The following is a 24582-nucleotide window of genomic DNA, read 5'->3' as shown; positions in this document are numbered from 1 at the left end:
ATCAAACTTAATTTATATGATTAATGCTCATTCAATCTAAAATCTGGATAAGCATCCATGCCGTGCTCATGCGCATCTAAGCCTTCTAACTCTTCTTTTTCAGGAACTCTTATACCTACTGTTTTCTTCAACACAAAGAAAATCAAGAAAGAGGACACTAAACAAATACCAGCATAACAAGCCACACCTGTTAATTGGGCTATAAATGTATGGTCTGGGTTGGTTGAGAAAATACCAACGGCCAATGTTCCCCAAATACCACATACTAAGTGTACAGCGATAGCACCAACAGGGTCATCAAGCTTAATGGCATCAATGAAGCTAACCGCAAACACGATAAGCGCCCCAGCTATAGCACCAATAAGTATTGCGCTCTCTGGTGTCATTACATCGGCTCCAGCAGTAATACCAACCAAACCACCTAATATACCATTTAAGAACATGGTCAAGTCTAGATTTTTGTACTTTAAGAACGATACAAAAGCAGCCACTACACCTCCTGCTGCTGCAGCTAAACACGTTGTAACTAAAGTTAACGATGTTAATTCCGGGTCGGCTGAAAGCACAGAACCTCCGTTAAACCCAAACCATCCTAACCATAAGATAAGTACACCGGCAGTAGCCATAGGAATACTATGCCCTGGAATAGCTTGTGCTTTTCCGTTTTTGAATTTCCCAATTCTAGCACCCAGCAACCAAACGGCAACCAAAGCAGCCCATCCGCCAACTGAATGTACTAATGTAGAACCTGCGAAATCATAAAAACCAAGTTGGTCTAAGAATCCACCGCCCCATTTCCAAGATCCGGCAATAGGGTAAACAACACCTACATACAATACGGTAAACACCATAAAAGGTCCTATTTTTATACGTTCTGCAACAGCTCCCGAAACGATGGTTGCGGCAGTTGCAGCAAACATACCCTGAAATAAGAAGTCGGTCCACCATGTGTAACCGCCATCGGCGTATTCAGGTGTCATTCCATTTTCGGGTGGCGCTATCCCAAATCCTGCAAAATCAAATACCCCTGCAGAACCTTCAGCAAAACCTGGGTACATTAGGTTAAAACCCGCTATGTAATAAAGCAATAACCCTACGGTAATAATAAATATGTTTTTAAATAATATGTTTATTGTATTCTTTTGTCTTGTTAGTCCGATTTCTAAAAATGCAAAACCAGTATGCATAAAGAAAACCAATGCTGTACAGATCATCATCCATACGTTGTTAGCTGTAAATAATCCTTCCATTATAATTGTTTTATGTTTTTTCTGTTTTCTATTTTTTTATTTTAAAGTTTCTCCGCCTTTTTCTCCTGTTCTTATTCTGTAACATTGTTCAACATCTGATACAAAAATTTTACCATCTCCCACTTCGCCAGTTCCGGCTGAATTTATAATGGTTTCAATAGTTTTTTCTGCAAAATCGTCATTAACCACTATCGATAAAAAACGACGTTGAATATCGCTAGTGCTGTACGACACCCCCCTGTAAACATGGCCTTCTTTTTCATTACCAAGACCGGTTACGTCCCAGTAGGAAAAAAAGTTTACACCAACTTCGTGTAACGCCTCTTTTACAACGCTGTATTTTGATTTTCTAATGATTGCTTCAATTTTTTTCATAATTATTTGAATCTTATTTAATTTTAGTATGCTAAAATTAGGAAATTATTTTTATCCCCCTAAAAACACTTATTTAACTACTTTCTATTAAATGTTCAAAAAGTGCCTTTATGAGAAAGGCACCTTTTGACATTATTACTTATACTTGAAATTTATTACTCTTCAATTTCTCTTTGTCTCTTACCAGGGTAGGCAATTGAACCATGCTCGGCCCAGTCAAGACCATCAATCTCTTCTTTTTCAGATACTCTAAGCCCTACAGTTACTTTCATAATATATAGGAATATAAAAGATAGTGCTATAGCCCAAACTGCATATGCAACAACTCCAATAGCTTGAGCACCTAATTGAGCAGCGCCACCACCGTTAAGTATACCTATACCAGCATCACCGTCAACACCCCAAAGGCCTATTACTAAAGTACCCCAGGCTCCAGCTACACCGTGAACAGATATGGCACCAACCGCATCATCAATTTTTAATGTTTTTTCAATGAAACCTATTGAGAATACAACTAGCAAGCCTCCTATTAATCCAGCTAATACAGCACCACCCTCTGTCATGTTACCACAACCAGCAGTTATACTAACCAAACCAGCAAGCGCACCATTCAAGGTCATACTTAAGTTTGGTTTGCCGTTTTTAAACCATGTAAAGAATAAAGCTCCTAATGCACCAGCTGCAGCAGCTAAGTTTGTTACAAGCACCACTTGCGAAGCAGCAGTAGCATCATCGCCACCCCAAGCTAACTGAGAACCACCGTTAAAACCAAACCATCCTAACCATAGGATAAACACACCTAAAGTAGCGTACATTTGGTTATGACCATGCATTTCAATGGGTTTACCGTTAAGGAATTTACCAATTCTTGGACCTACCATCCATGCTGCTACCAAAGCAGCCCATCCACCTACAGAGTGAACGATTGAAGACCCTGCGAAATCGATAAATTCGGCTGGCATAATACCATCGGTATTATTTAACCATCCGCCATTCCATTCCCATCCGCCGGCAATTGGGTAAATGAAAGCCGTTAACAAAACACTAAAGATGGCGTATGTTGTATATTTTGTTCTTCCCGCAATAGCACCCGAAACAATAGTTGCTGCAGTTGCCGCAAATACCGTTTGGAAGAATAAATCGGCAGCGCCTTGAGAAAAAATAAAACCACCCCAGTGGAACCAACCGCCACCTTGATCGGCACCATACATTAACGAATATCCTATGAACCAGAAAGCCAAAGAACCTACTGCAATGTCCAAGAAGTTTTTCATGGCGATGTTTACCGCATTCTTTGAATCGGTCATACCAGACTCAACTAAAAAGAATCCAGCTTGCATAAAGAATACTAGAATACCTGAAATAAGCATCCAAAGCATTCCCATATCGCCTTCTATCGCGGCGGTATCTTGCATTATAAGGGGCACATTTAATATTGACATAATAAATAATTTTTAGGGTTAGTTATTTTTTTGGAATAAAGCAGGTTCTCTATTTCATAATGAACCTGCCTTTTATTCATTTTTTTATTTGGCTGTATTGCTCATTCCTTAGAATGTTACTATGGCAGCTAAAGTAAATGCAGCTAAACTATCGGTACCAACTCCATCGCTGTCAACAAAGTTTCCGTAAAATTGACCATCGTCTTGATTAGTTAAAGCATCTAATCTAATTTCTGGTTTAATAATCAAGTTGTCTACAGTATAGCTCCCTGTTAAAGTTGTAGCAAAAACAGATGGTAAATCATCTCCATCTCCATGGATAGCAAAATATTCACCTCTTAACCCTATTGAAAAGCTATCAGAAGTAGCTACTTGCGGATAAAGTGCCGCCCCATAAAAACCAGAACCATCATTATCATTGTAAGCTGCATTAATACCTAAGAAGAAAGCATCTGACAAATCAAAACCACCTGTATAATCGATTTCAAAACCTAAACCACCATTGTTTCCGCTATCGTAATATAAATTAAGGTATTGTCCGTAAGCCCCTAATTGAGCACCTAGTGCATACTCACCAGTCATAGAAACATCATTAGTATCCCATGGATTGGTAACAGCTAACATTAAGCTTACATCTTCAGATAAAGCAAAGTCTGCTTTTAAACCCATATGAGAAAAAGGTCCACTAGAAAATAAATAAGAGCAGCTGTAGTTAAAGTTTGCTGCAGGAGCAATAACCTCATAACCTAAAAAAGTATTCCATCTACCAAATGTTAATGTAGTACCTTCAGATACATTCCAGTAAACATACGCTTGATTCACAATACCATCAACAATATCAGTATTAAAAGTAGCTCCAGCACCTCTTGGTCCAGTAACTAAATCAAGAACTGCACCTACTTTTTCGCCTTCGTAGCTTGCAATGATGTTACCCATACCTAAAGCAAAACCAGATTTACCGGCAAATGCAGTACCGAAAGTTGCACCCACATTATCTGGAGCCGTTAAATACGTTTGATAGTAAGCATCAACACTACCACTAATAGTAAGCTTGCTAGCTTCCTCTTGGGCAAATAGACAACTTGCTACAAAGAACATTGAAAGTGTAATAAATTTTTTCATAATTGTTTTCATTTAAGTTATTAATTCTTTTTGTTAATTTTTCCTTAAGAACGAGTCAAAACTATATCAAAAACTTTTAACCCCCATAAAAAATAGGGGTGATTAATTCATTTTTATCAATATTCTAATTTATACCCTATTTTTTTAAGGGTATAATCTAAATTTTATGATTTTTTAATTTTTCCACAAAGACCACATTTGAATTATTGTCAGTATTTTCGATTTTTTTTGGCCGTTTTTTTGATTTATTTAATATTTAATGAACTTTATTTAGCATATCTGTATTTATAGTGAAGAAATAACTGTTTGAATATTTATTAAAAAAGCGGTGTAATATTGATATATAATTATTTTCACATCGAGTTAGCCTCTAAAATCGAAATAATGAAATACACTTTATTGTAGTTCAAAAAGTTGTCCATATCTTTACATTTCAACTCAAGTTTTAAAACCAATAATTGTTGATTATGCTGACGAAACAAGGACTTTATTTACCAGAATACGAACACGCAAACTGTGGGGCTGGTTTTATTTGTAATCTCAAAGGAGAGAAAACAAATCAAATCATTCACGATGCCTTAGAGATCCTGGTAAAATTAGAACACCGAGGTGGTGTAAGTGCCGATGGAAAAACCGGTGATGGGGCTGGTTTACTTATTGATATCCCTCACGACTATTTTAAACGTGTTTGTGATTTTGAAATACCCGAGCAAAGAGAATATGCCGTAGGTATGGTATTCTTACCAAAAAACAAGAACCAATACACCTTTTGTAAAAACACTTTTGAAAGAGAAGTAAAGGCTCAAGGACTAGCTGTTTTAGGATGGAGACAAGTACCTGTAGACTCTAGCCAACTAGGTGAAATAGCAAAAACTTCAGAACCAAATATCGAACAAATCTTTATAGGTAAAACAGAAGATATTGACGAGGCTACATTTAAGGCAAAACTATATGCCGCACGAAAAATAACAGAGCATGAGATATTAAAATCAAAAATATCTGAAAGCTCATATTTTTACATTCCTAGTTTATCAACAACTACCCTTATTTATAAAGGTATAATCATGCCAGAAGATATTGGTCCTTATTATACCGATTTACAACAAATAGATTTGGTTACCCGTTTAGCATTGGTACACCAACGTTTCTCTACCAACACCATGCCAACATGGGAGTTGGCCCAACCATTCCGCTTTATGTGCCAAAACGGTGAAATAAACACCCTTCGTGGTAACGTAAGCAGAATGCGTGTGCGCGAAGAAATCATGAAAAGTGATGTTTTTGGTCCGCAAATTGAAAAATTGTTCCCTATCATATTACCTGGAAAATCAGATTCAGCATCGATGGATATGGTTGTGGAGCTACTAACTCACACCGGACGTTCTTTGCCTGAAATCATGATGATGATGATTCCAGAAGCCTGGGAAAAACACAAAACGATGAGCGACGATAAAAAGGCGTTTTACGAGTATAATGCTTGCATCATGGAACCATGGGACGGCCCTGCCTCTGTACCTTTTACAGATGGTGATTATATTGGTGCTTTGTTAGATAGAAATGGTTTACGTCCTTCTCGATATACCGTTACCAAAAGTGGCAAACTAATCATGTCTTCTGAAATTGGGGTAGTGAACATCGATCCTTCCGATATAAAGAGCCACGGTAGATTGGAGCCAGGAAAAATGTTCTTGGTAGATATGAACGAAGGCCGCATTATTGAGGACGAAGAAATTAAAACCAAAATAGTTTCTGAAAGACCATACAAAGAATGGTTAGACAAAACACGTTTACACTTAAGAGATGTACCTTACACCAACGAAACTTGCCCAATCGAAACCATCGATATTAAAACGAGGCAACGTTTGTTCAACTACACTTTTGAGGATATCCAAGAGGTAATAACCCCAATGGCCATTGCCGGCAAGGAAGCTTTAGGCTCAATGGGTATTGATACACCTTTGGCCGTTTTATCAGACAGGCCACAACTTATTTCAAATTACTTTAAACAATTATTTGCCCAAGTTACCAACCCGCCGTTGGATGGTATCCGTGAAGAAATTGTTACCGATATCAGCCTTAACTTAGGTAAAGACAGAAACATATTTAGCATTACAGAAAGACAGTGTAGAAAATTAAGAATTCAAAACCCTGTTATTTCTAATGCCGATTTAGAAAAAATAAGAACCATCTCTATTGACAGTTTTAAAGCTGAAACAATACACATCCTCTATCCTAAAGCTCAAGGCCTTAATGGACTTGAAGATGCTCTTGAAGATATTATTGTACAAATCACAAAAGCTTTAGAAAGAGGCACAAACATAATCATACTTTCAGACCGAGGTGTAAACAAAGATTATGCTCCAATACCATCATTATTGGCATGTTCTTACGTAAACCACCAAATGAACCGTTTACGCAAGCGCTCGTACTTCGATATTATCATTGAATCTGCCGAACCTCGCGAACCGCATCACTTCGCTACCCTATTTGGTTACGGCGCTAGTGCCATCAACCCTTATATGGTGAACGAAATCATCAGAATGCAGGTAAAAGAAGGGTTTATTGAAAATATGGATGAAGACCAAGCTGTCGAAAACTTCAATAAAGCTATTGGTAAAGGCCTGCTAAAAATCATGAACAAAATTGGAATCTCTACACTACATTCGTACAGAGGCTCTCAAATTTTCGAAATTGTTGGTTTCAACTCAGCTTTTGTTGAGAAATATTTCCCGTATACTGCTTCAAGAATTGAAGGTATTGGTCTTTATGAAATTGAAAAAGAAATTAACGAACGCTATAAACTGGCGTATCCAGATAATTTAATCGATAAGCGTTTAGGCTTGAATATTGGTGGCGATTACCGTTGGAGACGTAATGGCGAGCGCCACTTGTTTAATCCAACAACGGTTGCCAAATTGCAACAAGCTGTTCGTTTAAGCGACCAAGCTAGCTACGATGTTTATTCAAAAGCTATAAACGAACAATCGGAAAACTTAATGACCATTCGTGGCTTATTTGAGTTTGACAACCTTGACCCTATTCCTATTGAAGAAGTAGAACCTTGGACCGAAATTGTAAAACGTTTTAAAACGGGCGCGATGTCTTACGGGTCTATCTCTAGAGAAGCACACGAAAACTTAGCCATAGCCATGAACCGTATTGGTGGAAAGTCCAATTCTGGAGAAGGTGGTGAAGACAGAAAACGTTTCCAAAAAGACGTTAACGGAGATAGTCGAAACTCTGCCATTAAACAAGTAGCATCGGGTCGCTTTGGTGTAACATCTCACTACTTGACTAATGCCAAAGAAATACAAATTAAAATGGCTCAGGGTGCAAAACCCGGTGAAGGAGGTCAGTTACCTGGAGAAAAAGTATTACCATGGATTGCCGCTGCTCGTAACTCGACACCATTTGTTGGTTTGATTTCACCGCCACCACATCACGATATTTATTCAATTGAGGATTTAGCACAATTAATTTTCGATTTAAAAAATGCTAACCGTGATGCCCGCGTTAACGTAAAACTGGTTTCAGAGGTTGGTGTTGGAACTATTGCTGCCGGTGTATCTAAGGCTAAAGCCGATGTGGTTTTAATTTCTGGTTATGATGGTGGTACAGGAGCATCGCCTTTAACGTCATTAAAACACGCTGGTTTACCATGGGAACTTGGTTTATCAGAAGCTCAGCAAACTTTGGTTTTAAATAATTTAAGAAGCCGAATTGTTGTAGAATGTGATGGTCAATTAAAAACCGGACGCGACGTAGCTATCGCCGCACTGCTTGGAGCCGAAGAGTTCGGATTTGCAACTGCTCCGCTAGTAGCTTCAGGTTGTATTATGATGCGTAAATGCCACCTTAATACATGCCCTGTTGGAATTGCTACACAAGATAAAGAGCTTCGTAAAAACTTTAAAGGCACACCAGAACACGTTATTAATTTCTTCTATTACATCGCAGAAGAATTGAGAGGTATTATGGCGCAGTTAGGTTTTAGAACTTTAGCTGAAATGGTTGGTCAAACACACAAAATTAACGCCAACAAAGCCATTAAGCATTATAAAGCCAAAGGCTTAGACTTGTCAAGCATTTTACACAGACCTAGAGCCTACAGCCAATTGCCTGTTAGAAATACAGAACCACAAGACCACAACCTTGAAAATGTTCTTGACTTTACTATTTTAAAGGATTCTCACAGAGCGCTCTACAGAAAAGAGCAAACAAACCTGTCGTATCCTATTAAAAATATAAACCGTACGGTAGGTGCCATAGTAAGTAACGAAATATCTAAAATATATGGTCACCTTGGTTTACCTGAAGACACGCTGAACATTAATTTTACAGGTTCTGCAGGACAAAGTTTTGGAGCCTTTGGAGCCCATGGTTTAACATTTACCATAGACGGAAATACTAACGATTATCTTGGTAAAGGTTTATCTGGAGCGAAACTTATTGTTAGAAAACCTGCCGAAGCCGATTTTATCGCTGCCAATAACATCATCGTTGGTAATGTTTGTCTGTTTGGCGCTGTTGAAGGTCAAGCTTATATAAACGGAATTGCTGGCGAACGTTTTGCAGTAAGAAACTCGGGGGCTCATGCTGTAGTTGAAGGCGTTGGTGATCACTGTTGTGAATACATGACGGGAGGTAGAGTTGTAGTTCTTGGCAAAACAGGCAGAAACTTTGCTGCTGGTATGAGTGGTGGTATTGCTTATGTTTACGACCCCGAAAACAAGTTTGTTAACGGCTTGTGTAATACAGAAAGTATAGAGTTTGAAGACATTTCTGCTGAAGATGCTGCAGAATTAAAAGGACTCATAGATAAACATGTATTGTACACAGATAGTCGTCTAGGAAAGTCTTTATTAGAAGATTGGGACACAAGCTTAAGCAATTTTGTAAAAGTAATGCCAACAGAATACAAACGTGCATTGAAACGTTTAGAGACAGAAGAAGAAATGGTAGAAGAATTAACAACAGCATAGTGTTATGGGAAAAGTAACTGGATTTAAAGAATTTGACAGACAAGACGAAAAATATAATCCTGTAAAAGACAGGGTAAAACATTATAAAGAATTTACGGAGCCTCTAACCGAGGAAGAAATGACCACCCAAGGTGCGCGCTGCATGGATTGCGGCATACCATTTTGCCATAGTGGTTGCCCACTGGGTAATTTAATACCCGATTTCAACCACATGGTATACCAAGGTGAGTGGCAAAAAGCTTCTTGGTTATTACATGCCACCAACAACTTCCCTGAATTTACAGGAAGACTATGCCCAGCGCCATGCGAAAAATCGTGCGTATTGGGCATTATTGAAGATCCTGTAGCCATCGAAAACATAGAAAAACAGATTGTAGAAAGAGCATTCGCAGAAGGTTGGATAAAACCTCAACCTCCTAAAACCAGAACAGGCAAAACCATTGCTGTTGTTGGATCTGGGCCTGCTGGATTGGCTGCAGCACAACAGTTAAACCGCGCAGGACACACTGTAACTGTTTTTGAAAGGGATGACGAAATTGGTGGATTATTACGCTATGGCATTCCTAACTTTAAAATGGAAAAAGAAGTGATTGAGCGTCGATTGGATATTTTAAAAGCAGAAGGCATCATCTTTAAAACTAATGTAAACGTTGGTGTTAATTATGATGTTGATCAATTAAAAGATTTTGATGCCGTAGTACTTTGTGGCGGTGCTACCGAAAGACGTAGCCTACCTACACCAGGAATTGATGCCGATGGTGTTGTACAGGCTATGGATTTCTTAACACAGCAAACCAAAGTTCTTTTTGGTAAAAAAGTAGAAAACCAAGTTATGGCTACCGATAAAAACGTAATCGTTATTGGTGGTGGTGATACAGGTTCAGACTGTGTTGGAACTTCAAACCGTCATGGTGCAAAATCGGTGGTTAATTTTGAAATTATGCCAAAACCACCCGGGCATCGTTCCCCAAAAACGCCTTGGCCATTTTGGCCGTTGCAGCTTAAAACATCTTCTTCTCACGAAGAAGGTGTTGAGCGTAACTGGTTAATCAATACCAAAGAATTTATCACCGACGAAAACAATAAGCTTACGGCTTTAAAAACGGTTAACGTTGAGTGGAAAATGGTTCCTGGCGAGCGTCCTCAATTAATTGAAATTGAAGGAACCGAAAAAACTTGGCCTTGCGATTTAGCTTTATTAGCACTCGGATTTACAGGCCCAGAGAGCACATTAGCCGATAAGTTAGGTATTGAGCGTGATGCACGCTCAAACTACAAAGCAGAATACGGAAAGTACCAAACCAACATTCCTAATATTTTCACTGCAGGTGATATGCGTCGCGGACAATCATTAATTGTTTGGGCCATTTCTGAAGGTCGTGAAGCGGCACGCCAAGTCGATATTTTCTTGATGGGTAAATCAGATTTACCAACTAAAGATATGTCTGGTGATTTGGTTGCTCTATAAAAGTATAATTACATCATGAAAATAAAAAATGCGAACCAAATGGTTCGCATTTTTTTATGATTGATAACTATTCAAGTTTATTCTTGTGCTTTCTGAAAAAACTCCTCAGCTTTCTCTACCATATTTTTACTTCCGCAAATAAAAGGAGCGCGTTCATGCAATTCAGTAGGCTGTATCTCCATTATTCTATTTACACCATCACTAGCCTTACCATTCGCCTGTTCAGCCAAAAATGCCATAGGATTACATTCGTAAAGCAATCGTAATTTACCTTTAGGGTTTTTAGAGCTTTGTGGATATAAATAAATACCGCCCTTAATCATATTTCTGTGAAAATCTGAAACCAAAGAACCAATATACCTTGAAGTATAAGGCCTATCGCCTTCTTCTTTTTGACAATACTTAATATAGTCTTTTATACCTTGAGGAAAATCAATATAGTTACCCTCGTTTACAGAATATATTTTACCGTCTTCTGGAAATTTCATATCGGGGTGCGACAAATAGAACGAACCAATGGCAGGGTTTAACGTAAATCCGTTTACGCCAGCTCCCGTAGTATACACTAGCATAGTGGAGGTTCCATAAACAACATAACCCGCAGCTACCTGTTGACTTCCCTTTTGTAAAAAATCATCGAGTGTTACCGGTGTTCCAATAGGTGTGATACGCCGATAAATTGAAAAAATGGTGCCTACCGACACATTAACATCTATGTTTGAGGACCCATCTAACGGATCTATCAAAACCACATATTTATTACCATGGTTTTCATCTTGACTATTAACTGTGATAAAATCATCTTCTTCCTCACTTGCAATACCACAAACGATATTTCTTTTGGTCAGCGTTTGAATAAATTTAGTATTCGCATAAACATCAAGTTTTTGCTGGTCTTCACCTTGAATATTAGTTTCTCCAACCGCACCAATAATATCAACGAGACCCGCTTTATTCACTTCGTGATTTACTACTTTTGCAGCCAAACGAATAGAATTGAGTAAACTAGACAACTCTCCCGAAGAATATTTAAAAGAAGCTTGGTTTTCAATAATAAATTCGCCTAATGTTTGTTTTTTATGTGCCATAGTGGTATTGTTTTGTAGTACAAAATAACAGTTTTTTTTAATATTTAATAAGGTTTTTATAACCTATTCTATAATTATTTAACTTTAAGCTATATTTGAAGTAATTTTTAAGAATTATGACCTTTACCATTAGAAAATCTGTAAAAAACGATATGCAACAGGTTTTAGAATTAATCAATGAACTAGCCATTTTTGAAAATGAACCCAACGCCGTTGAAATTACCATTGAAGACCTTGAACACGACGGTTTTGGCGAAAACCCAGCCTTTATTTGCTTTGTTGCCGAGGTAAACTCTAAAATTGAAGGTATCGCTTTAATTTACGAGCGTTACTCCACCTGGAAAGGCCGTGCTATACATTTAGAGGATTTGATTGTGAGCAAATCTATGCGGGGCAGTGGCATTGGAACAGCACTACTGGATGAAGTTGTTAAATACGGCCACAGTAAAGGTGTTAAACGCATTAACTGGGAAGTATTAGACTGGAATGAGCCTGCCATCGCTTTTTATGAAAAAAAAGGTGCTAAAGTTATGCGCGATTGGGATGTGGTACAATTAAATGAAGAAGGCATAAAAAATTACATTTCAAAAATTTAACATGCAAGTATTTAAGTTTGGTGGCGCTTCAGTAAAAGATTCAGAGGGCGTAAAAAACCTAGGCGCCATTTTACATAAATTTGGGTATAAAAATACGGTTGTTGTGGTGTCGGCCATGGGTAAAACCACCAATGCACTAGAACATGTTGTTAAAAATTATTTTGAAAACAAAACCGAGCTGCAAAGCGCGCTACAGGAAGTAAAAAAATTCCACAACCACATCCTTTTCGATTTATTTGATGATGAAAATCATGCTGTGTTTAAAAAAGTGGCCGCCCTTTTCGACGAATTGTCTGCTCTATTAAATGTAAACCGGTCGCCAGATTACAACTTTGTTTATGATCAAGTTGTTGGCTACGGCGAATTGGTTTCAACAACAATAATTAGCGAGCACTTAAAAAATATTGGGATAAACAATAATTGGATCGATGTACGAGAACTGATAAAAACCGATAATTTTTACAGGCAAGCCCATGTCGATTGGAATGCTACACAAAAGCTAACCAACTCAAAATTAAACAAGGCTACACTAACAATCACTCAAGGTTTTTTGGGTAGTGATGCCAATAATTTCACAACAACTCTGGGGCGCGAAGGCAGCGACTATACGGCTGCTATACTTGCATATTGCCTTAACGCGAAAATCGTTACCATTTGGAAAGATGTTCCCGGTGTGCTCAATGCCAATCCGCGTTATTTTGAAAACGCGCAATTACTCAACCATATTTCTTACCGCGAAGCGATAGAACTAGCTTTTTACGGCGCATCCGTAATTCACCCAAAAACCATACAACCGTTACAGCGCAAAGAAATTCCGCTTTTCGTAAAATCATTTTTAAACCCTGATAATCCAGGAACCCAAATTGGAAAAAATGTAACCTTACAACCTGATACGCCCTGTTTTATCGTTAAAAAAAACCAAGTATTGATTTCGCTCGCTTCATTAGATTTTTCCTTTATCGTCGAAGAGAACATTAGTGAAATTTTTGCCCTATTGCACCAACATAAAATGAAAGTGGACGTTATTCAAAACTCAGCCATTAGCTTTTCAGTGTGTTTCGATAACATTTACAATAATTTAGCTCCCCTTTTGCAACAACTAAAAGCAAAATTTAAAGTAACTTGTCACGAAAATGTTTCCCTTTTCACAATTAGACATTACAACCAGGCTGCGATAAATCAAATTGAAAACGGAAAAACCTTGTTATTAAAACAGTTAACACAAGAAACCATTCAAATAGTAACTAAATAAACTATTTAGTACATTTACACCCATGGGCAAACCAGAACAAATAGGGTTAGTATCTGCCAAAGAAGTGGCTAAAGTTATACAATTGAACAAGTATGGTTTTATTGGTACATTTATAGGATGGTTACTGATGAAGCTCCTAAAAATATCTACACTCAACAAAATTTATAAACGTAACAGGCACCTCAACGACTTGGCGTTTTTAAATGCTATTTTAGACGACTTTAAAATAAAATTTGAAATCCCTGAAGAAGACCTAAAACGACTACCGAAAGATGGGGCCTATTTAACCATATCAAACCATCCGCTGGGTGGTATTGATGGCATTTTGCTCTTAAAGCTCATGCTTGAGCAACGACAAGACTTTAAAATTATAGCCAATTTTTTACTGCACCGCATCGAGCCTTTAAAGCCTTTTATAATGCCCGTAAACCCTTTTGAAGACCGAAAAGATGCAAGATCAAGTATTGCCGGATTTAAAAATTCCATTCTTCATTTACGCGAGGGGCACCCATTGGGCATTTTCCCCGCCGGTGAAGTTTCAACCTATCGCGATGGGAAATTAGTAGTTGACCGCCCTTGGGAAGAAGCTGCCATAAAATTGATAAAAAAAGCTGAAGTCCCTGTCGTCCCTATTTATTTTCACGCCAAAAACAGTAAATTATTCTATAAGTTATCAAAAATTAGCGACACGTTCAGAACGGCTAAACTCCCATCTGAACTGCTTACCCAAAAACGGCGTACCATTAAAGTACGTATAGGAAGACCCATTTCTGTTGAAGACCAAAAATACCACACCGATTTTAAGGAATTCTCCGAATTTTTAAGGCGAAAAACATACATGCTCTCCAATGCGTTCGAGCATAAATCGAAAATATTAGATAGTTTTTCATCGTCTTTAAAAGCTTCAAAAGCGCCCAAAAATATAGTTACTCCCGTTGATGCCGCACTAATGGCCAGCGAAGTCGATGCCCTAAGGGCAGATGGCTCGCGACTATTGGAGAGTAAAAACTACGAAGTATTTTTGGCCGAGGCACAAAAAGTACCCAACATACTCCGTGAGATTGGCAGACTGCGTGAAATTACCTTTAGGGAAGTAGGCGAAGGCACCAACGAAGCGATTGATTTAGACAATTTCGACGAATATTATCACCACATGTTTTTGTGGGACAACGATAAGCAAGTTATGGTGGGCGCCTACCGTATGGGCTTGGGTTCGCAAATTTTTGATCGCTTTGGCATAAACGGCTTTTATCTACAAGACCTGTTTAGGTTCGATCCCGAACTTTATAAAATGATGAGCGAGTCTATTGAAATGGGGCGTGCTTTCATCATAAAAGCGTATCAACAAAAACCGATGCCCTTATTTTTACTTTGGAAAGGCATTGTGCACACTACCCTACGCTATCCCGAACACAACTATTTAATTGGTGGCGTGAGCATAAGCAATCAGTTTTCAAACTTCTCAAAATCGTTGATGATTGAGTTCATGAAATCACATTACTACGATCCTTACATAGCGCAGTACGTTCGCCCGAAAAAGGAATTTAAGGTAAAATTGAAAGATGCCGATAAAGATTTTGTTTTTGATGAAACCGAAGCCGATTTAAATAAATTCGATCGTATTATTGACGAAGTAGAACCTGGCGCATTACGCCTGCCCGTACTACTTAAAAAGTACATTAAACAAAATGCCAAATTGGTGGCTTTTAATGTAGACCCACTGTTCAACAACTCGGTTGATGGACTCATGTATATTAAAATTGCCGACTTGCCGGAAAGCACCGTACGCCCCGTTATGGAAGAATTCCAAGCGGAACTGGAGCGTAAGTTTAATGGTGAAAATAATAATTAGCTTTTAACAGGTATAACATAAATAAAAAGCCAAAAATTTTACTTTTTGGCTTTTTTTAAATATTTGTTTTATTACAACGCACTAAACCAATTCTGGAACTGTTCGCCCAGTACTGGTGTTGGTTTTTTTTCACCGCCTAATGCACCGATTAAACTCATAATCCATAGTACTAAAATCAACAGGTTTAAAATCCAGCCAATTACCGGGATAAACATAAACACCAAACCAAGTATTAGCAATCCGAGCATTTGCCTAATATAAAAAGAGCCCAACTCGGTTTTATCGTTATTATTCATAACCAAAGCAATAACCCAACCTATTAGGGTAATATGGGCAATAATGGCTACATTTTTACCATCACTTAACACCTTTTGGGCATCATCAGCAAAATCAGATGCTGCTTCTTTAGCACCGTCTGCTGCCTTTTTAGCTCCTTTTTTGGCATCGTCCAATGCCTCGTTCAGGTCATCGTTTAATTTTTTTTCGTCAGACATATTTTTATTTTTTGGTTAGTAAACTGATTATAAAGGTAGTAAAAATATTAATTGATTTTTCAGAAAGCTACTACCAATTCTTTACCGCATCAACTTCAGCAATCGACTTTTACCTGAACAACATAATTAATCCTCCTAGTGCAGTAACAATTAAAACAAACCGCCTGTAATTAAGGTTAGAAATAAGCCTTACTATTCTCGCTCCTAAGAAAAAACCAACAATAACAGTAGGAATAAGAACAGAATTAAGCACTAGTGTTTCTGGGGTTACAGTTTTCCATACCAAAATATGAAAAGGCAGTTTAAACACATTGATAATAAAAAACAACCAAGCTGCCGTACCAATAAATTCATTTTTAGGAAAGCGCATGGCTAAAAAATAGATATTAGAAATAGGTCCTGCTAAGTTACCTATCATGGTGGTAAAACCAGCCAAAAACCCCATAACAATACCAAACCACTTACTTTCTGGCACTTTGGGTGACGCTCGTCTTTCGGTATAAATCATGATGAGTACAGAAACAATAATAATTACTGCCATCATTCTTTTAAACAGAAGTTCAGACACATCGTTACCTACCCAAACGCCAACCAAAACCCCAACGATCATCCATGGAATAAGCTTTTTGATAATATCCCACTTTACATGACGAAAATAATAGGTTACCGCAAAAATATCGGCCGCTATAAGCATGGGCAACAAAACCCCTGTTGAAGCTTTTTCGCCAAATACAAAAGCCAAAATAACTACTATGATGATTCCAATTCCTTTAATACCCGATTTGGATAGGCCTAATAAAAAAACCGCAAAACCAATGGCTGCCCATTGCCATGCCGTTAACTGAAAAGATTGAAGGGTTTCTAAATAAGACAATAGCTGTATTTTTGAAAAACGAAATTACAAAAAAGCTTGGTCAACTGGTTCCCAAAGCTCTATTTTATTGCCATCTCTATCTAAAATCCAGCCAAATTTACCATACTCGTATTCTTCGATTTCGCCAACAATGGTTACGCCTTCTTCTCTTAATGTTTTTAACAATGCTTTGAGGTTTTCAACGCGGTAATTAACCATAAAGTCTTTTGTCGAAGGCTCGTAATATTTGGTATCCTCAGGAAAAACACTCCATTGTGTTGAGCAATCGTTGCCTTGTTTATCCTTCCACCAAAAGGTACAACCATAATCGTCTGTATTAAAGCCTAAATGCTTTTTGTACCATGCTTTAGTCGCTTCTGGATTGCTTGTTTTAAAAAACAATCCACCAATACCTGTTACGCGTTTTTTCATAATTTAATAGTTGGAAATTATACGTGTTGATCAATTAAAATAACATTTCCATCTGGGTCGAATAAAACAGTACTCGCTGGGCCAGTTGTACTTTCGTCTGCCTCTCTTTCTAATTTAAGATTATTGTTCTTTAAATGTTTCTGAATCGCCCTAACATCATCAAACGGCTCAACTGTATTCGCACTTTCATCCCAGCCCGGGTTAAACGTTATAATATTCTGTTCGAACATGCCCTGAAAAAGTCCAATAAGGGCATTACCGTTTTTCATGATAAGGTGATTTTGCTCTAAATCGCCCGCAAACTTTTCAAAACCCAAAGTTTCGTAGAATTTTTTTGAAGCCTTTATGTCTTTTACGCTCAAGCTTATTGAAAATGCTCCTAGTTTCATAATATTTGTGGTTTTGGTTATTTCTTCTTGATGTTAGCCTCGTAAACGGCAATCCATTCATCCGCTGAAAGTTTTGTACATAGTTCGGCAATTAAGTCATAGGGAATGTGGTCTACTTTTTTAAAACGGATACAACTTTTGCCCATATCCAATTTTCCTGTGCAGCGTTTTGGATATTCGTCTACAAACCAATCGTGAATTTCTGGTATTGCATAAATACCATTATGGTATAGGTTTATTGAGTTTTTTTGGGAAGCAAAACTCATAAAAGGCAAGGGTGCTTTTGGATTGCAATGGTATCCATCGGGATAAACCGAATGCGGCACATAAAACCCAATCATACCGTACTGTATGCCTTCCTCAAAACCTTTTGGCAAATGGGCATTGATAACTTGCCGTAGCTTTTTTAGAGCACTTTGGTGTTCTTTTGGAACTTGGCTTATGTAGTCTTCGGGCGAGCTGGCTTTATACTGCATGCTGTCAACTTTATAAATCTAAAGTTAACAAAATTTCGCTTTTATTTTATTGACTATTATTTGCGCCAGTTTTTCTTTGCTTTCAACTGTCCAGCCTGCCACATGCGGAGAGAGCAACACATTTTGGGCATTTATTAAATATTGAAAAGGTTCAGTAGCTTCAACTTCCCTTAACAAACCCTTTTCAACTGTACTTGAAGAATCGGCTGCCTTAAACAGGTTTTCAAACGAATCTTTTTCGTATTCCAAAACATCGAGTCCGGCACCCAAAATTTTACCAGATTGCAACGCAGCAACCAGATCTTTAGTAACAACACTTTTACCTCTTGCCGTATTAATAAACCAAAATGGTTTTTTAAACTGATTGATAAAATTAGCATCTACCATGTTTAGCGTTAGCGGTGTTTGTGGCGTATGTAAGCTCACTACATCTGCTTTTTCTTGAAACTCCTTTAAACCAACTTGCTTGGCATTGGCATCGCCAACATTATCTTTAATATCGTAGCATACTACTTCTACATCAAAGCCACGCAATTTTTTAGCAAAAGCCTTACCCATATAACCATAACCTATAATACCTACTGTTCGTCCATCGAGTTCTATACCTCGATTGTCTTCGCGCAACCATTGACCTTGCCGTACTTCGTTATCAGCCTTGTTTAATTTATTAAACAACGACAAAACCATTCCCAAAGCATGTTCACCTACTGCATTTCGATTACCTTCTGGCGCAGAGATTAAGAATACGTCTTTTTGCTCGGCATATTCGCAATCGATGTTTTCGAGGCCAGCCCCAACCCTTCCTATAAATTTCAGGTTCTTAGCAGCATCTAGAAATTGTTTGTCTATAGCAAAACGGCTTCTCAAAACTATGCCTTCATAATCTTCAATTTTAGCTTCTACTTCTGCCTTAGTAGATGTATAATCTTCGTCGTTTTTAAAGTTTAATTCGTTTAATTGGTCGATAAGTAACTGGTGGTTGGTATCGAGATGAAGAATTTTCATAATGAATCTTGTATTAGTCAAATGTAGATATAATGTAAAACTCAAACAAATGGAACGCATTTAAGTTTTAGTACGACAAAACATTTCACACTTAACCCGTTGAAATTAAACCAAAAAGAAATTAAACCAAAAAGAAATTAAAAAAAGATAAAGATTCTTTTAAGGACGGGTAAACCCTTTTAAATACCGAGAATCATTTTTGCAATCCAGAAGTAAATTAAAATTCCAAAAATATCGTTGCTAGTGGTTATAAAAGGCCCTGTTGCAATAGCTGGATCTATACCGCGTTTATCTAGAAAAAGTGGCACAAATGTACCTATAAGGCCAGCTACAATAATAACCGCAACTAGTGAAACTGAAATAGCGAATGCTGTATTCATTTCGCCTTTTGTAGCCCAAACAAAAAAGAAAAGAAATAAGGCTAGTATAAACCCATTTAATGCAGCGAGCAACATTTCTTTTATCAGCCTGCTGTTTACACTTCCCTTAACATCGTCATTGGCCAAACCCTGAACAATAATGGCACTAGACTGCACCCCAACGTTTCCGGCCATAGCCGCAATTAATGGTGTAAAAAAGAACAATACGGCATATTTACTAAACGCTTCCTGAAAGCCTTCCATGATTAAAAATGCCCCTACACCACCAACTAGCCCTAAAAACAGCCAAGGCAAACGCGCTTTGGTAAGTTGCAGAATACTATCATCGGCCTCAACATCGCCAGTAATACCTGCTGCCATTTGGTAATCTCTGTCGGCTTCTTCTTTTAAAACATCCACAATATCATCGATGGTGATTCGTCCTAAAAGCACTTTGTTGTCATCACTTTGAATAACGGGAATGGCTTCCAAATCGTATTTAGCCATGATTTTGGCTACTTCTTCAACATCTTCGTTTACGTTAACGTAATCAACATTTGATATGTATATGTCGGCAATTTTTTGGTCGTTTTTTGCGACTATTAAATCCTTTAGCGATAAGCGCCCAATGAGCCGTTCTTGTTTATCAACAACATAAATAGAGTGAACTCTGGTAACATCTTTTGCTTGTCCACGAATGCGACGTAAACATCCAGCTACCGTCCAAGTTTCGTAAACTTTTACAAGCTCTTTAGCCATTAAGCCCCCCGCTGTATCTTCGTCATAAGCCAACAACTCTTTAATTTCAGCCTTGTGTGCCTCATCTTCAATTTGGGAGATTACTTCTTGCCTGCGTTCTTCTGGCAGTTCGGCAATGATATCGGCGGCATCATCGGTATCGAGCTCTTCAACCTCATCAGCTATTTCTTTATCCGATAGGTTTTTTAAAACTTTTTCCCTGTTATCTTCATCCAATTCCATTAGAATATCGGAAGTTGTTTCAGAGTCTAAAAGCTTGATAACATACATGGCACCATCTAAGTCTAACTCATCCAGAATCTCGGCAATATCGGCATAATGAAATTCATCCATTAGCTTTTTTAATCCTTTATTGTCTTGATTTTCGATGAGCAGCTCAACTTGCTCTAAAAGCTGGTCTGTAAGCTGAAATTGTATGTTTTCTTTCTCTTCTGCCAAATGAAAAAAGTTTATGGGTTTAAATATCGTTTTCTATAAGTTGTGTAAGTGCAATAAATTGTTGAACACTCAATTGTTCGGGACGTTGGCCAAATATACTATTTGCTTTTAAATTATCTGATAAATTAAAGGTTTTTAAACTGTTACGGATGGTTTTTCTGCGCTGCTGGAAAGCCTGTTTTACAATTTTAAAAAAGAGCGTTTCATTGCACTGAAGGCTGTAATTTTGCTTTCTTACCAAGCGCAACACACCAGAATCGACCTTTGGTGGCGGGCTAAATACCGTGGGCGGCACCGTAAACAGATATTCGGCATCGTAAAATGCCTGAACCAAAACCGAAAGAATGCCGTATGTTTTACTCCCTTCTTTTTCGCAAATACGCTGGGCAACTTCTTTTTGAAACATACCCGAGAATTCGGGGATTTGGTTTCGCATTTCTAAAGCCTTAAATACAATTTGACTTGATATGTTATAAGGAAAATTTCCTATTATGGCGAAGGGTTCACCATGAAATACTTCATTTAAGTCGTACTTTAAAAAGTCTTTTTCAATAATTCTCGGGGCAAGGTTTAAATAATTGGCCTGCAAATACGCAACCGATTCAGTATCAATTTCTACAACATAGGTTGTGGTTTCTTTTTTTAAGAGGTATTTAGTGAGCACGCCCATACCCGGACCAATTTCCAAAACTTTTTTATAGCCTTGTAAACTTAGGGTGTCTGCAATTTTTTGAGCCACAGATTCGTCGGTTAAAAAATGCTGACCTAAATGTTTTTTAGCTCTTACATGATTTTGATTGGATTGGTTTGCCACGGGATATAACGATTTACAGCAGCAAAGATACAAAAGCACTTTAACTAACGTGCATCTGGTGCATATCCTAACCAAATAATGTTCCCTAAGAAACAGAAATGCAAAGTCAATTGAAAGATAAGCTAGTTTCTAACTTTGCGAGTTACCTAATCAAGCTATTTGAAATTTACTGTGTATTCATCAACTATTTGAAGTTCGGTACGAAAGGCCAGCATTTTATCGGCGAACTTTTTTAGGCCTTCGGTTCTCAATCTATCGGCATCTTCGCGGTAATAGGCATCCAAAGCTTCACGCGAATACGAACGGTATTGAATGGAATACGTTATGCCGCCCATGTCTTCTTCAACCAACACTTTCGTTAATGTGGCTTTTTCAAACTTCCCCGTGCCCAATACTTGTGGTATGTGTTTCTTTATCCATTTTAGCCACTCATCGTGAATGGTTTCGTCGATATTTACCGTAACGTTGTAGATGTACATAAATTAGCGTTTTTTGCAAATTTACCGCAGTTCTTTGTCAGCATCAAAATAAATTACCTTAAAATTGGCAATGCCGGCTTAAAGAATACCGATTTTTCTTTGTGGATTCTTAGCGTATTAATTACCGTTATAACAATATTATACCCATATAGAGTTCCTAAAACTATAATTATACTTAACCAGGGACTTGGAGATATAAATGTTAATAGTTTTCCCAAAAAACCACCTAACATCCCTGTAATAAAACAGATATAAAAAGAAAACAACAAAAGTGCCCAAGTAATTTGAAAGTTTAAAATTGATTTCCCTAGTCGATTAACCCCTTTTACTCTCTCTTTTTTAAGTATCCACAATGTTAAAGGAATGATGACGCCCAACAAAGGAAAAAACAAAAACCCCAAAGCAGACAAGCTCATCAATGTTAAATACCCTTTATCCTCTTGAACTTTCCAATCAACAATATCTTCATGAGTACAATTTAAGGCTTGCGACATTTTTTTTAAGGTATCGCCTCTTGGTACTGTTTCATTATTTTCAATTCTTTGGATTGTTCTTAAACTTAAACCTGAATTTTCGGCTAAATCTTCCTGAGATAATCCTTTTCTTCTTCTTAATTCTTTTACGCGCTTTGCTAAATTCGATTCACTCATTTTTATGGTTTTTATTTTTGAGTAAAATTAGTTAGCGCTTTAGCATTTTGATAGCGTCTTAAGCACGACATGTTTACGACAAAAATGTCAAAATCCAGTATTTTAAATACTTATCAAGGGTTTAAGTTTTCAAACTCGCCTAATTGATAAAATCACCCCGCAACGCTCTAAAACGTTTCCTGGCATCTACAAAATAAATACTATCGGCATGGTTAAAAACAATGTTTTCGTATAGTGTTTTTGCTTTTTCAGGTAGGTTCAACTGTTTTTCGAAAAGTTGCGCTAAATTAAAGAGTGCATCGTCTACCAAAATGCCATCGCGGTAATTTTCAATTAGCACTTCATAGTTTGCCTTGGCTTTTTCATATTCACGTTTTAATTCAAATAATTGGGCCTGTTTATAGAGTATCTGTGCTATTATTGGCTCTGTTTTGTGCGCATCTAAAATTTTATTGAGCAACGCTATGGCATCATCATTTCTGTTTTGAAAGGCCAATAAATCGGCTTTTGCATATTGTTTTAATGCGGTTTGTAACGAGTCTTCATACTTATTATCTGTAATCAACAATTTTAAGTCCAACGCATCATTGGCAATAAGTTGTGATGTTGACGACTTTAAGATTTTTAACTGAGCTTCAGCCCATTTAAAATCGCCTTTGTAGTAACTTGCTTTAGCCACCTTAAACCTTGCCTGTTGTGAAATGGTACTGTTTTTTAGGTTACGCTGAATTTGCGTGTAGTAGATCAAAGCTTTATTAAATTGTTCTTGGAGCACTAGAATGTCGCCAAGCTCTAATTTAACCTGTGCATTTTCCAACTGGTTTAGAGGCTGTTTTAAAACCCGTTCTAAAAATTGGGTTGCCTCATCGGTTTCGTTCATATAAAACGCTAAAAAATGTGCGTATGAAATTTGCAGGTTTAAGATTTCGGCATCATCACCAAAGCGCTCTAGCAGGTCTAAATACTTTTGCTTGATATCTTGATATTCTGCTTTGGTACTTTCATTAACTTGAATTTGAAGCAAACTGTAATGGGCCTTTAATTTGGTATCTGGGTTTTGGGCCGTTTCAACAATGTAATTATAAATCGCTTTTGCCACTTCGGTTTCATTTTCATCAACACAGATGGCTGCTAATTCTTCAATTCTATCTAAACCAGCAAGTTTTCGGTTGTAAATGCCCTTTTCTTGCACGAACGCTTTGTTAAATTCCTTTTGTTGTATAAACAGCCAACTTAACAGCTCGTTCCAAAGCACATCGGGTTGTTGCTGCATTTTTTTTAACAGCATTTTGCGAAAAAGCATATTGTTGTCGTTTTGCCCATCTTCGGTAATAAAATCGTTTATGGCGCGTTTTACATCACTTAAAACAATAGGGTTGGATTTAGCAAAATCTAAATAGCTATTAAACATTTTTTCAAGAATCCCTTGCTCGCCATAAATTTGGGCCAATTGTATATTAAAATTAAAATCGGGGTTTAAAACCATTGCCTTTTCGTAGGCCGTTGCGGCCTCTTTTAAAAGTGAATGATTTCTAAAACTTCTAGCTACAGAAAACACATTACTGGCTCTATCGTCAATAGTAGCCAAGGCTTTTTTATATAGTTCTTGTCCTTTTTCAATTTTATCTTGAAGCTGGTAATTGTATCCTAATTCCACTAAAAACGCAGGATATTCTAGGCGCTCCATAACATCCAAAAGAAACTTTTCGGCTTCGGAGTACTGCTCCAGTTCTTGATGCACCGCAACAATTTGGTTAATAAAATTAATGTTTAAAGGCGATTTAGAATACAGCTTTTTATACTCCAACAAGGCTTTTTCGTACTCGCCATTTTTAAAGTATTCTTTAGCTACCAAATCAGTTTGCGAAAACAGATTAGCCGAAACAAACAAAAATATGATTAGCAGATACCTCATTTGGTAAAGATAGTAAATGTGCCTTTTTTGTTTTGTTTGGGCGTGGTTTTTTTTATGAATTACGACAAGGCAAAAAAATGCCCGAATAAAAT

Annotated in this window: 21 protein-coding genes; 5 read left to right on the top strand and 16 right to left on the bottom strand. The window is 37.5% G+C overall.

Annotated elements, in window-relative coordinates; translation table 11 throughout:
* Nucleotides 1-20 precede the first annotated feature (20 nt).
* The 4 genes from amt to GSB9_02591 form a co-directional block, all read right to left on the bottom strand.
* Complete coding sequence (gene amt, locus GSB9_02594; GenBank protein UKM66021.1) at nucleotides 21-1250, bottom strand: ammonium transporter; 1230 nt, start codon at nucleotides 1248-1250, stop codon at nucleotides 21-23.
* Nucleotides 1251-1286: 36 nt separating this feature from the next.
* Complete coding sequence (locus tag GSB9_02593) at nucleotides 1287-1625, bottom strand: P-II family nitrogen regulator (protein ID UKM66020.1); 339 nt, start codon at nucleotides 1623-1625, stop codon at nucleotides 1287-1289.
* Nucleotides 1626-1780: 155 nt separating this feature from the next.
* The gene (locus GSB9_02592) at nucleotides 1781-3067 is read right to left on the bottom strand and encodes an ammonium transporter (protein ID UKM66019.1); all 1287 of its coding nucleotides are present in this window, start codon (nucleotides 3065-3067) and stop codon (nucleotides 1781-1783) included.
* 108 nt (nucleotides 3068-3175) lie between these two features.
* The gene (locus GSB9_02591; GenBank protein UKM66018.2) at nucleotides 3176-4165 is read right to left on the bottom strand and encodes a porin; all 990 of its coding nucleotides are present in this window, start codon (nucleotides 4163-4165) and stop codon (nucleotides 3176-3178) included.
* Nucleotides 4166-4656: 491 nt separating this feature from the next.
* Between GSB9_02591 and gltB the strand changes: the two genes are divergently transcribed.
* Together gltB and GSB9_02589 are read left to right on the top strand one after the other, a co-directional pair.
* Nucleotides 4657-9171 (top strand): glutamate synthase large subunit, encoded by a 4515-nt coding sequence (gene gltB / locus GSB9_02590; GenBank protein ID UKM66017.1) that lies wholly within the window; start codon nucleotides 4657-4659, stop codon nucleotides 9169-9171.
* A 4-nt stretch (nucleotides 9172-9175) separates the two neighbouring features.
* Nucleotides 9176-10639 carry a glutamate synthase subunit beta gene (locus GSB9_02589; protein ID UKM66016.1) on the top strand — a complete coding sequence of 488 codons (1464 nt, stop codon included), beginning with the start codon at nucleotides 9176-9178 and terminating at the stop codon, nucleotides 10637-10639.
* A 77-nt stretch (nucleotides 10640-10716) separates the two neighbouring features.
* Here the strand turns inward: GSB9_02589 and fbp are convergent, their stop codons facing one another.
* Entirely contained in the window at nucleotides 10717-11727 is a 1011-nt protein-coding gene (fbp, locus tag GSB9_02588) for a class 1 fructose-bisphosphatase (protein UKM66015.1), read from the bottom strand.
* 116 nt (nucleotides 11728-11843) lie between these two features.
* Between fbp and GSB9_02587 the strand changes: the two genes are divergently transcribed.
* Genes GSB9_02587 through GSB9_02585 form a run of 3 tightly spaced genes read left to right on the top strand, consistent with a single transcriptional unit; the run spans nucleotide 11844 to nucleotide 15427 of the window.
* Nucleotides 11844-12323 (top strand): GNAT family N-acetyltransferase, encoded by a 480-nt coding sequence (locus tag GSB9_02587; GenBank protein UKM66014.1) that lies wholly within the window; start codon nucleotides 11844-11846, stop codon nucleotides 12321-12323.
* A gap of 1 nt (nucleotide 12324) precedes the next feature.
* Nucleotides 12325-13575 (top strand): aspartate kinase, encoded by a 1251-nt coding sequence (locus GSB9_02586; GenBank protein UKM66013.1) that lies wholly within the window; start codon nucleotides 12325-12327, stop codon nucleotides 13573-13575.
* Between the two features lie 22 nt (nucleotides 13576-13597).
* On the top strand, nucleotides 13598-15427 hold the full coding sequence (locus GSB9_02585) for a lysophospholipid acyltransferase family protein (protein UKM66012.1): 1830 nt from the start codon (nucleotides 13598-13600) through the stop codon (nucleotides 15425-15427).
* Nucleotides 15428-15498: 71 nt separating this feature from the next.
* Here GSB9_02585 and GSB9_02584 read toward each other — a convergent pair whose 3' ends face one another.
* From GSB9_02584 to GSB9_02574, 11 genes are all read right to left on the bottom strand, one after another.
* The gene (locus tag GSB9_02584; protein ID UKM66011.1) at nucleotides 15499-15921 is read right to left on the bottom strand and encodes a YtxH domain-containing protein; all 423 of its coding nucleotides are present in this window, start codon (nucleotides 15919-15921) and stop codon (nucleotides 15499-15501) included.
* A 109-nt stretch (nucleotides 15922-16030) separates the two neighbouring features.
* On the bottom strand, nucleotides 16031-16795 hold the full coding sequence (locus GSB9_02583; GenBank protein ID UKM66010.1) for a sulfite exporter TauE/SafE family protein: 765 nt from the start codon (nucleotides 16793-16795) through the stop codon (nucleotides 16031-16033).
* Between the two features lie 24 nt (nucleotides 16796-16819).
* Nucleotides 16820-17206, bottom strand: coding sequence for a VOC family protein (locus GSB9_02582; protein ID UKM66009.1), 387 nt, complete (start codon nucleotides 17204-17206; stop codon nucleotides 16820-16822).
* 17 nt (nucleotides 17207-17223) lie between these two features.
* Complete coding sequence (locus GSB9_02581) at nucleotides 17224-17595, bottom strand: VOC family protein (GenBank protein UKM66008.1); 372 nt, start codon at nucleotides 17593-17595, stop codon at nucleotides 17224-17226.
* 17 nt (nucleotides 17596-17612) lie between these two features.
* Complete coding sequence (locus GSB9_02580; GenBank protein ID UKM66007.1) at nucleotides 17613-18071, bottom strand: DUF1801 domain-containing protein; 459 nt, start codon at nucleotides 18069-18071, stop codon at nucleotides 17613-17615.
* Nucleotides 18072-18095: 24 nt separating this feature from the next.
* Nucleotides 18096-19076 carry a 2-hydroxyacid dehydrogenase gene (locus GSB9_02579; protein UKM66006.2) on the bottom strand — a complete coding sequence of 327 codons (981 nt, stop codon included), beginning with the start codon at nucleotides 19074-19076 and terminating at the stop codon, nucleotides 18096-18098.
* Nucleotides 19077-19255: 179 nt separating this feature from the next.
* Nucleotides 19256-20632 carry a magnesium transporter gene (gene mgtE, locus GSB9_02578; GenBank protein UKM66005.1) on the bottom strand — a complete coding sequence of 459 codons (1377 nt, stop codon included), beginning with the start codon at nucleotides 20630-20632 and terminating at the stop codon, nucleotides 19256-19258.
* Nucleotides 20633-20651: 19 nt separating this feature from the next.
* Nucleotides 20652-21446, bottom strand: a complete 795-nt coding sequence (gene rsmA, locus GSB9_02577) for a 16S rRNA (adenine(1518)-N(6)/adenine(1519)-N(6))-dimethyltransferase RsmA (protein ID UKM66004.1) — start codon at nucleotides 21444-21446, stop codon at nucleotides 20652-20654.
* A gap of 155 nt (nucleotides 21447-21601) precedes the next feature.
* A complete protein-coding gene (locus tag GSB9_02576; GenBank protein ID UKM66003.1) occupies nucleotides 21602-21925 on the bottom strand; it encodes a DUF4286 family protein in 324 nt (107 codons plus the stop codon).
* A gap of 53 nt (nucleotides 21926-21978) precedes the next feature.
* Nucleotides 21979-22575 (bottom strand): helix-turn-helix domain-containing protein, encoded by a 597-nt coding sequence (locus tag GSB9_02575; GenBank protein UKM66002.1) that lies wholly within the window; start codon nucleotides 22573-22575, stop codon nucleotides 21979-21981.
* 139 nt (nucleotides 22576-22714) lie between these two features.
* Nucleotides 22715-24490, bottom strand: coding sequence for a tetratricopeptide repeat protein (locus GSB9_02574; GenBank protein ID UKM66001.1), 1776 nt, complete (start codon nucleotides 24488-24490; stop codon nucleotides 22715-22717).
* Nucleotides 24491-24582: the final 92 nt, after the last annotated feature.

The organism is Flavobacteriaceae bacterium GSB9, assembly GCA_022749295.1.
GTDB lineage: Bacteria > Bacteroidota > Bacteroidia > Flavobacteriales > Flavobacteriaceae > Flavisericum.
The sequence above is the reverse complement of the archived record's forward strand: the minus strand, read 5'-3'. Positions and strand labels throughout refer to the sequence as shown.

What these genes read in the sequence shown, in the direction of transcription:
- GSB9_02576 (UKM66003.1), bottom strand. Translation starts at nt 21,925, where the DNA reads ATGTACATCTACAACGTTACGGTAAATATCGACGAAACCATTCACGAT.
- gltB (UKM66017.1), top strand. Translation starts at nt 4,657, where the DNA reads ATGCTGACGAAACAAGGACTTTATTTACCAGAATACGAACACGCAAAC.
- GSB9_02586 (UKM66013.1), top strand. Translation starts at nt 12,325, where the DNA reads ATGCAAGTATTTAAGTTTGGTGGCGCTTCAGTAAAAGATTCAGAGGGC.
- GSB9_02581 (UKM66008.1), bottom strand. Translation starts at nt 17,595, where the DNA reads ATGAAACTAGGAGCATTTTCAATAAGCTTGAGCGTAAAAGACATAAAG.
- fbp (UKM66015.1), bottom strand. Translation starts at nt 11,727, where the DNA reads ATGGCACATAAAAAACAAACATTAGGCGAATTTATTATTGAAAACCAA.
- GSB9_02591 (UKM66018.2), bottom strand. Translation starts at nt 4,165, where the DNA reads ATGTTCTTTGTAGCAAGTTGTCTATTTGCCCAAGAGGAAGCTAGCAAG.
- GSB9_02587 (UKM66014.1), top strand. Translation starts at nt 11,844, where the DNA reads ATGACCTTTACCATTAGAAAATCTGTAAAAAACGATATGCAACAGGTT.
- GSB9_02593 (UKM66020.1), bottom strand. Translation starts at nt 1,625, where the DNA reads ATGAAAAAAATTGAAGCAATCATTAGAAAATCAAAATACAGCGTTGTA.
- GSB9_02589 (UKM66016.1), top strand. Translation starts at nt 9,176, where the DNA reads ATGGGAAAAGTAACTGGATTTAAAGAATTTGACAGACAAGACGAAAAA.
- GSB9_02579 (UKM66006.2), bottom strand. Translation starts at nt 19,076, where the DNA reads ATGAAAATTCTTCATCTCGATACCAACCACCAGTTACTTATCGACCAA.
- GSB9_02580 (UKM66007.1), bottom strand. Translation starts at nt 18,071, where the DNA reads ATGCAGTATAAAGCCAGCTCGCCCGAAGACTACATAAGCCAAGTTCCA.
- GSB9_02575 (UKM66002.1), bottom strand. Translation starts at nt 22,575, where the DNA reads ATGAGTGAATCGAATTTAGCAAAGCGCGTAAAAGAATTAAGAAGAAGA.
- GSB9_02582 (UKM66009.1), bottom strand. Translation starts at nt 17,206, where the DNA reads ATGAAAAAACGCGTAACAGGTATTGGTGGATTGTTTTTTAAAACAAGC.
- amt (UKM66021.1), bottom strand. Translation starts at nt 1,250, where the DNA reads ATGGAAGGATTATTTACAGCTAACAACGTATGGATGATGATCTGTACA.
- GSB9_02592 (UKM66019.1), bottom strand. Translation starts at nt 3,067, where the DNA reads ATGTCAATATTAAATGTGCCCCTTATAATGCAAGATACCGCCGCGATA.
- GSB9_02585 (UKM66012.1), top strand. Translation starts at nt 13,598, where the DNA reads ATGGGCAAACCAGAACAAATAGGGTTAGTATCTGCCAAAGAAGTGGCT.
- GSB9_02584 (UKM66011.1), bottom strand. Translation starts at nt 15,921, where the DNA reads ATGTCTGACGAAAAAAAATTAAACGATGACCTGAACGAGGCATTGGAC.
- GSB9_02574 (UKM66001.1), bottom strand. Translation starts at nt 24,490, where the DNA reads ATGAGGTATCTGCTAATCATATTTTTGTTTGTTTCGGCTAATCTGTTT.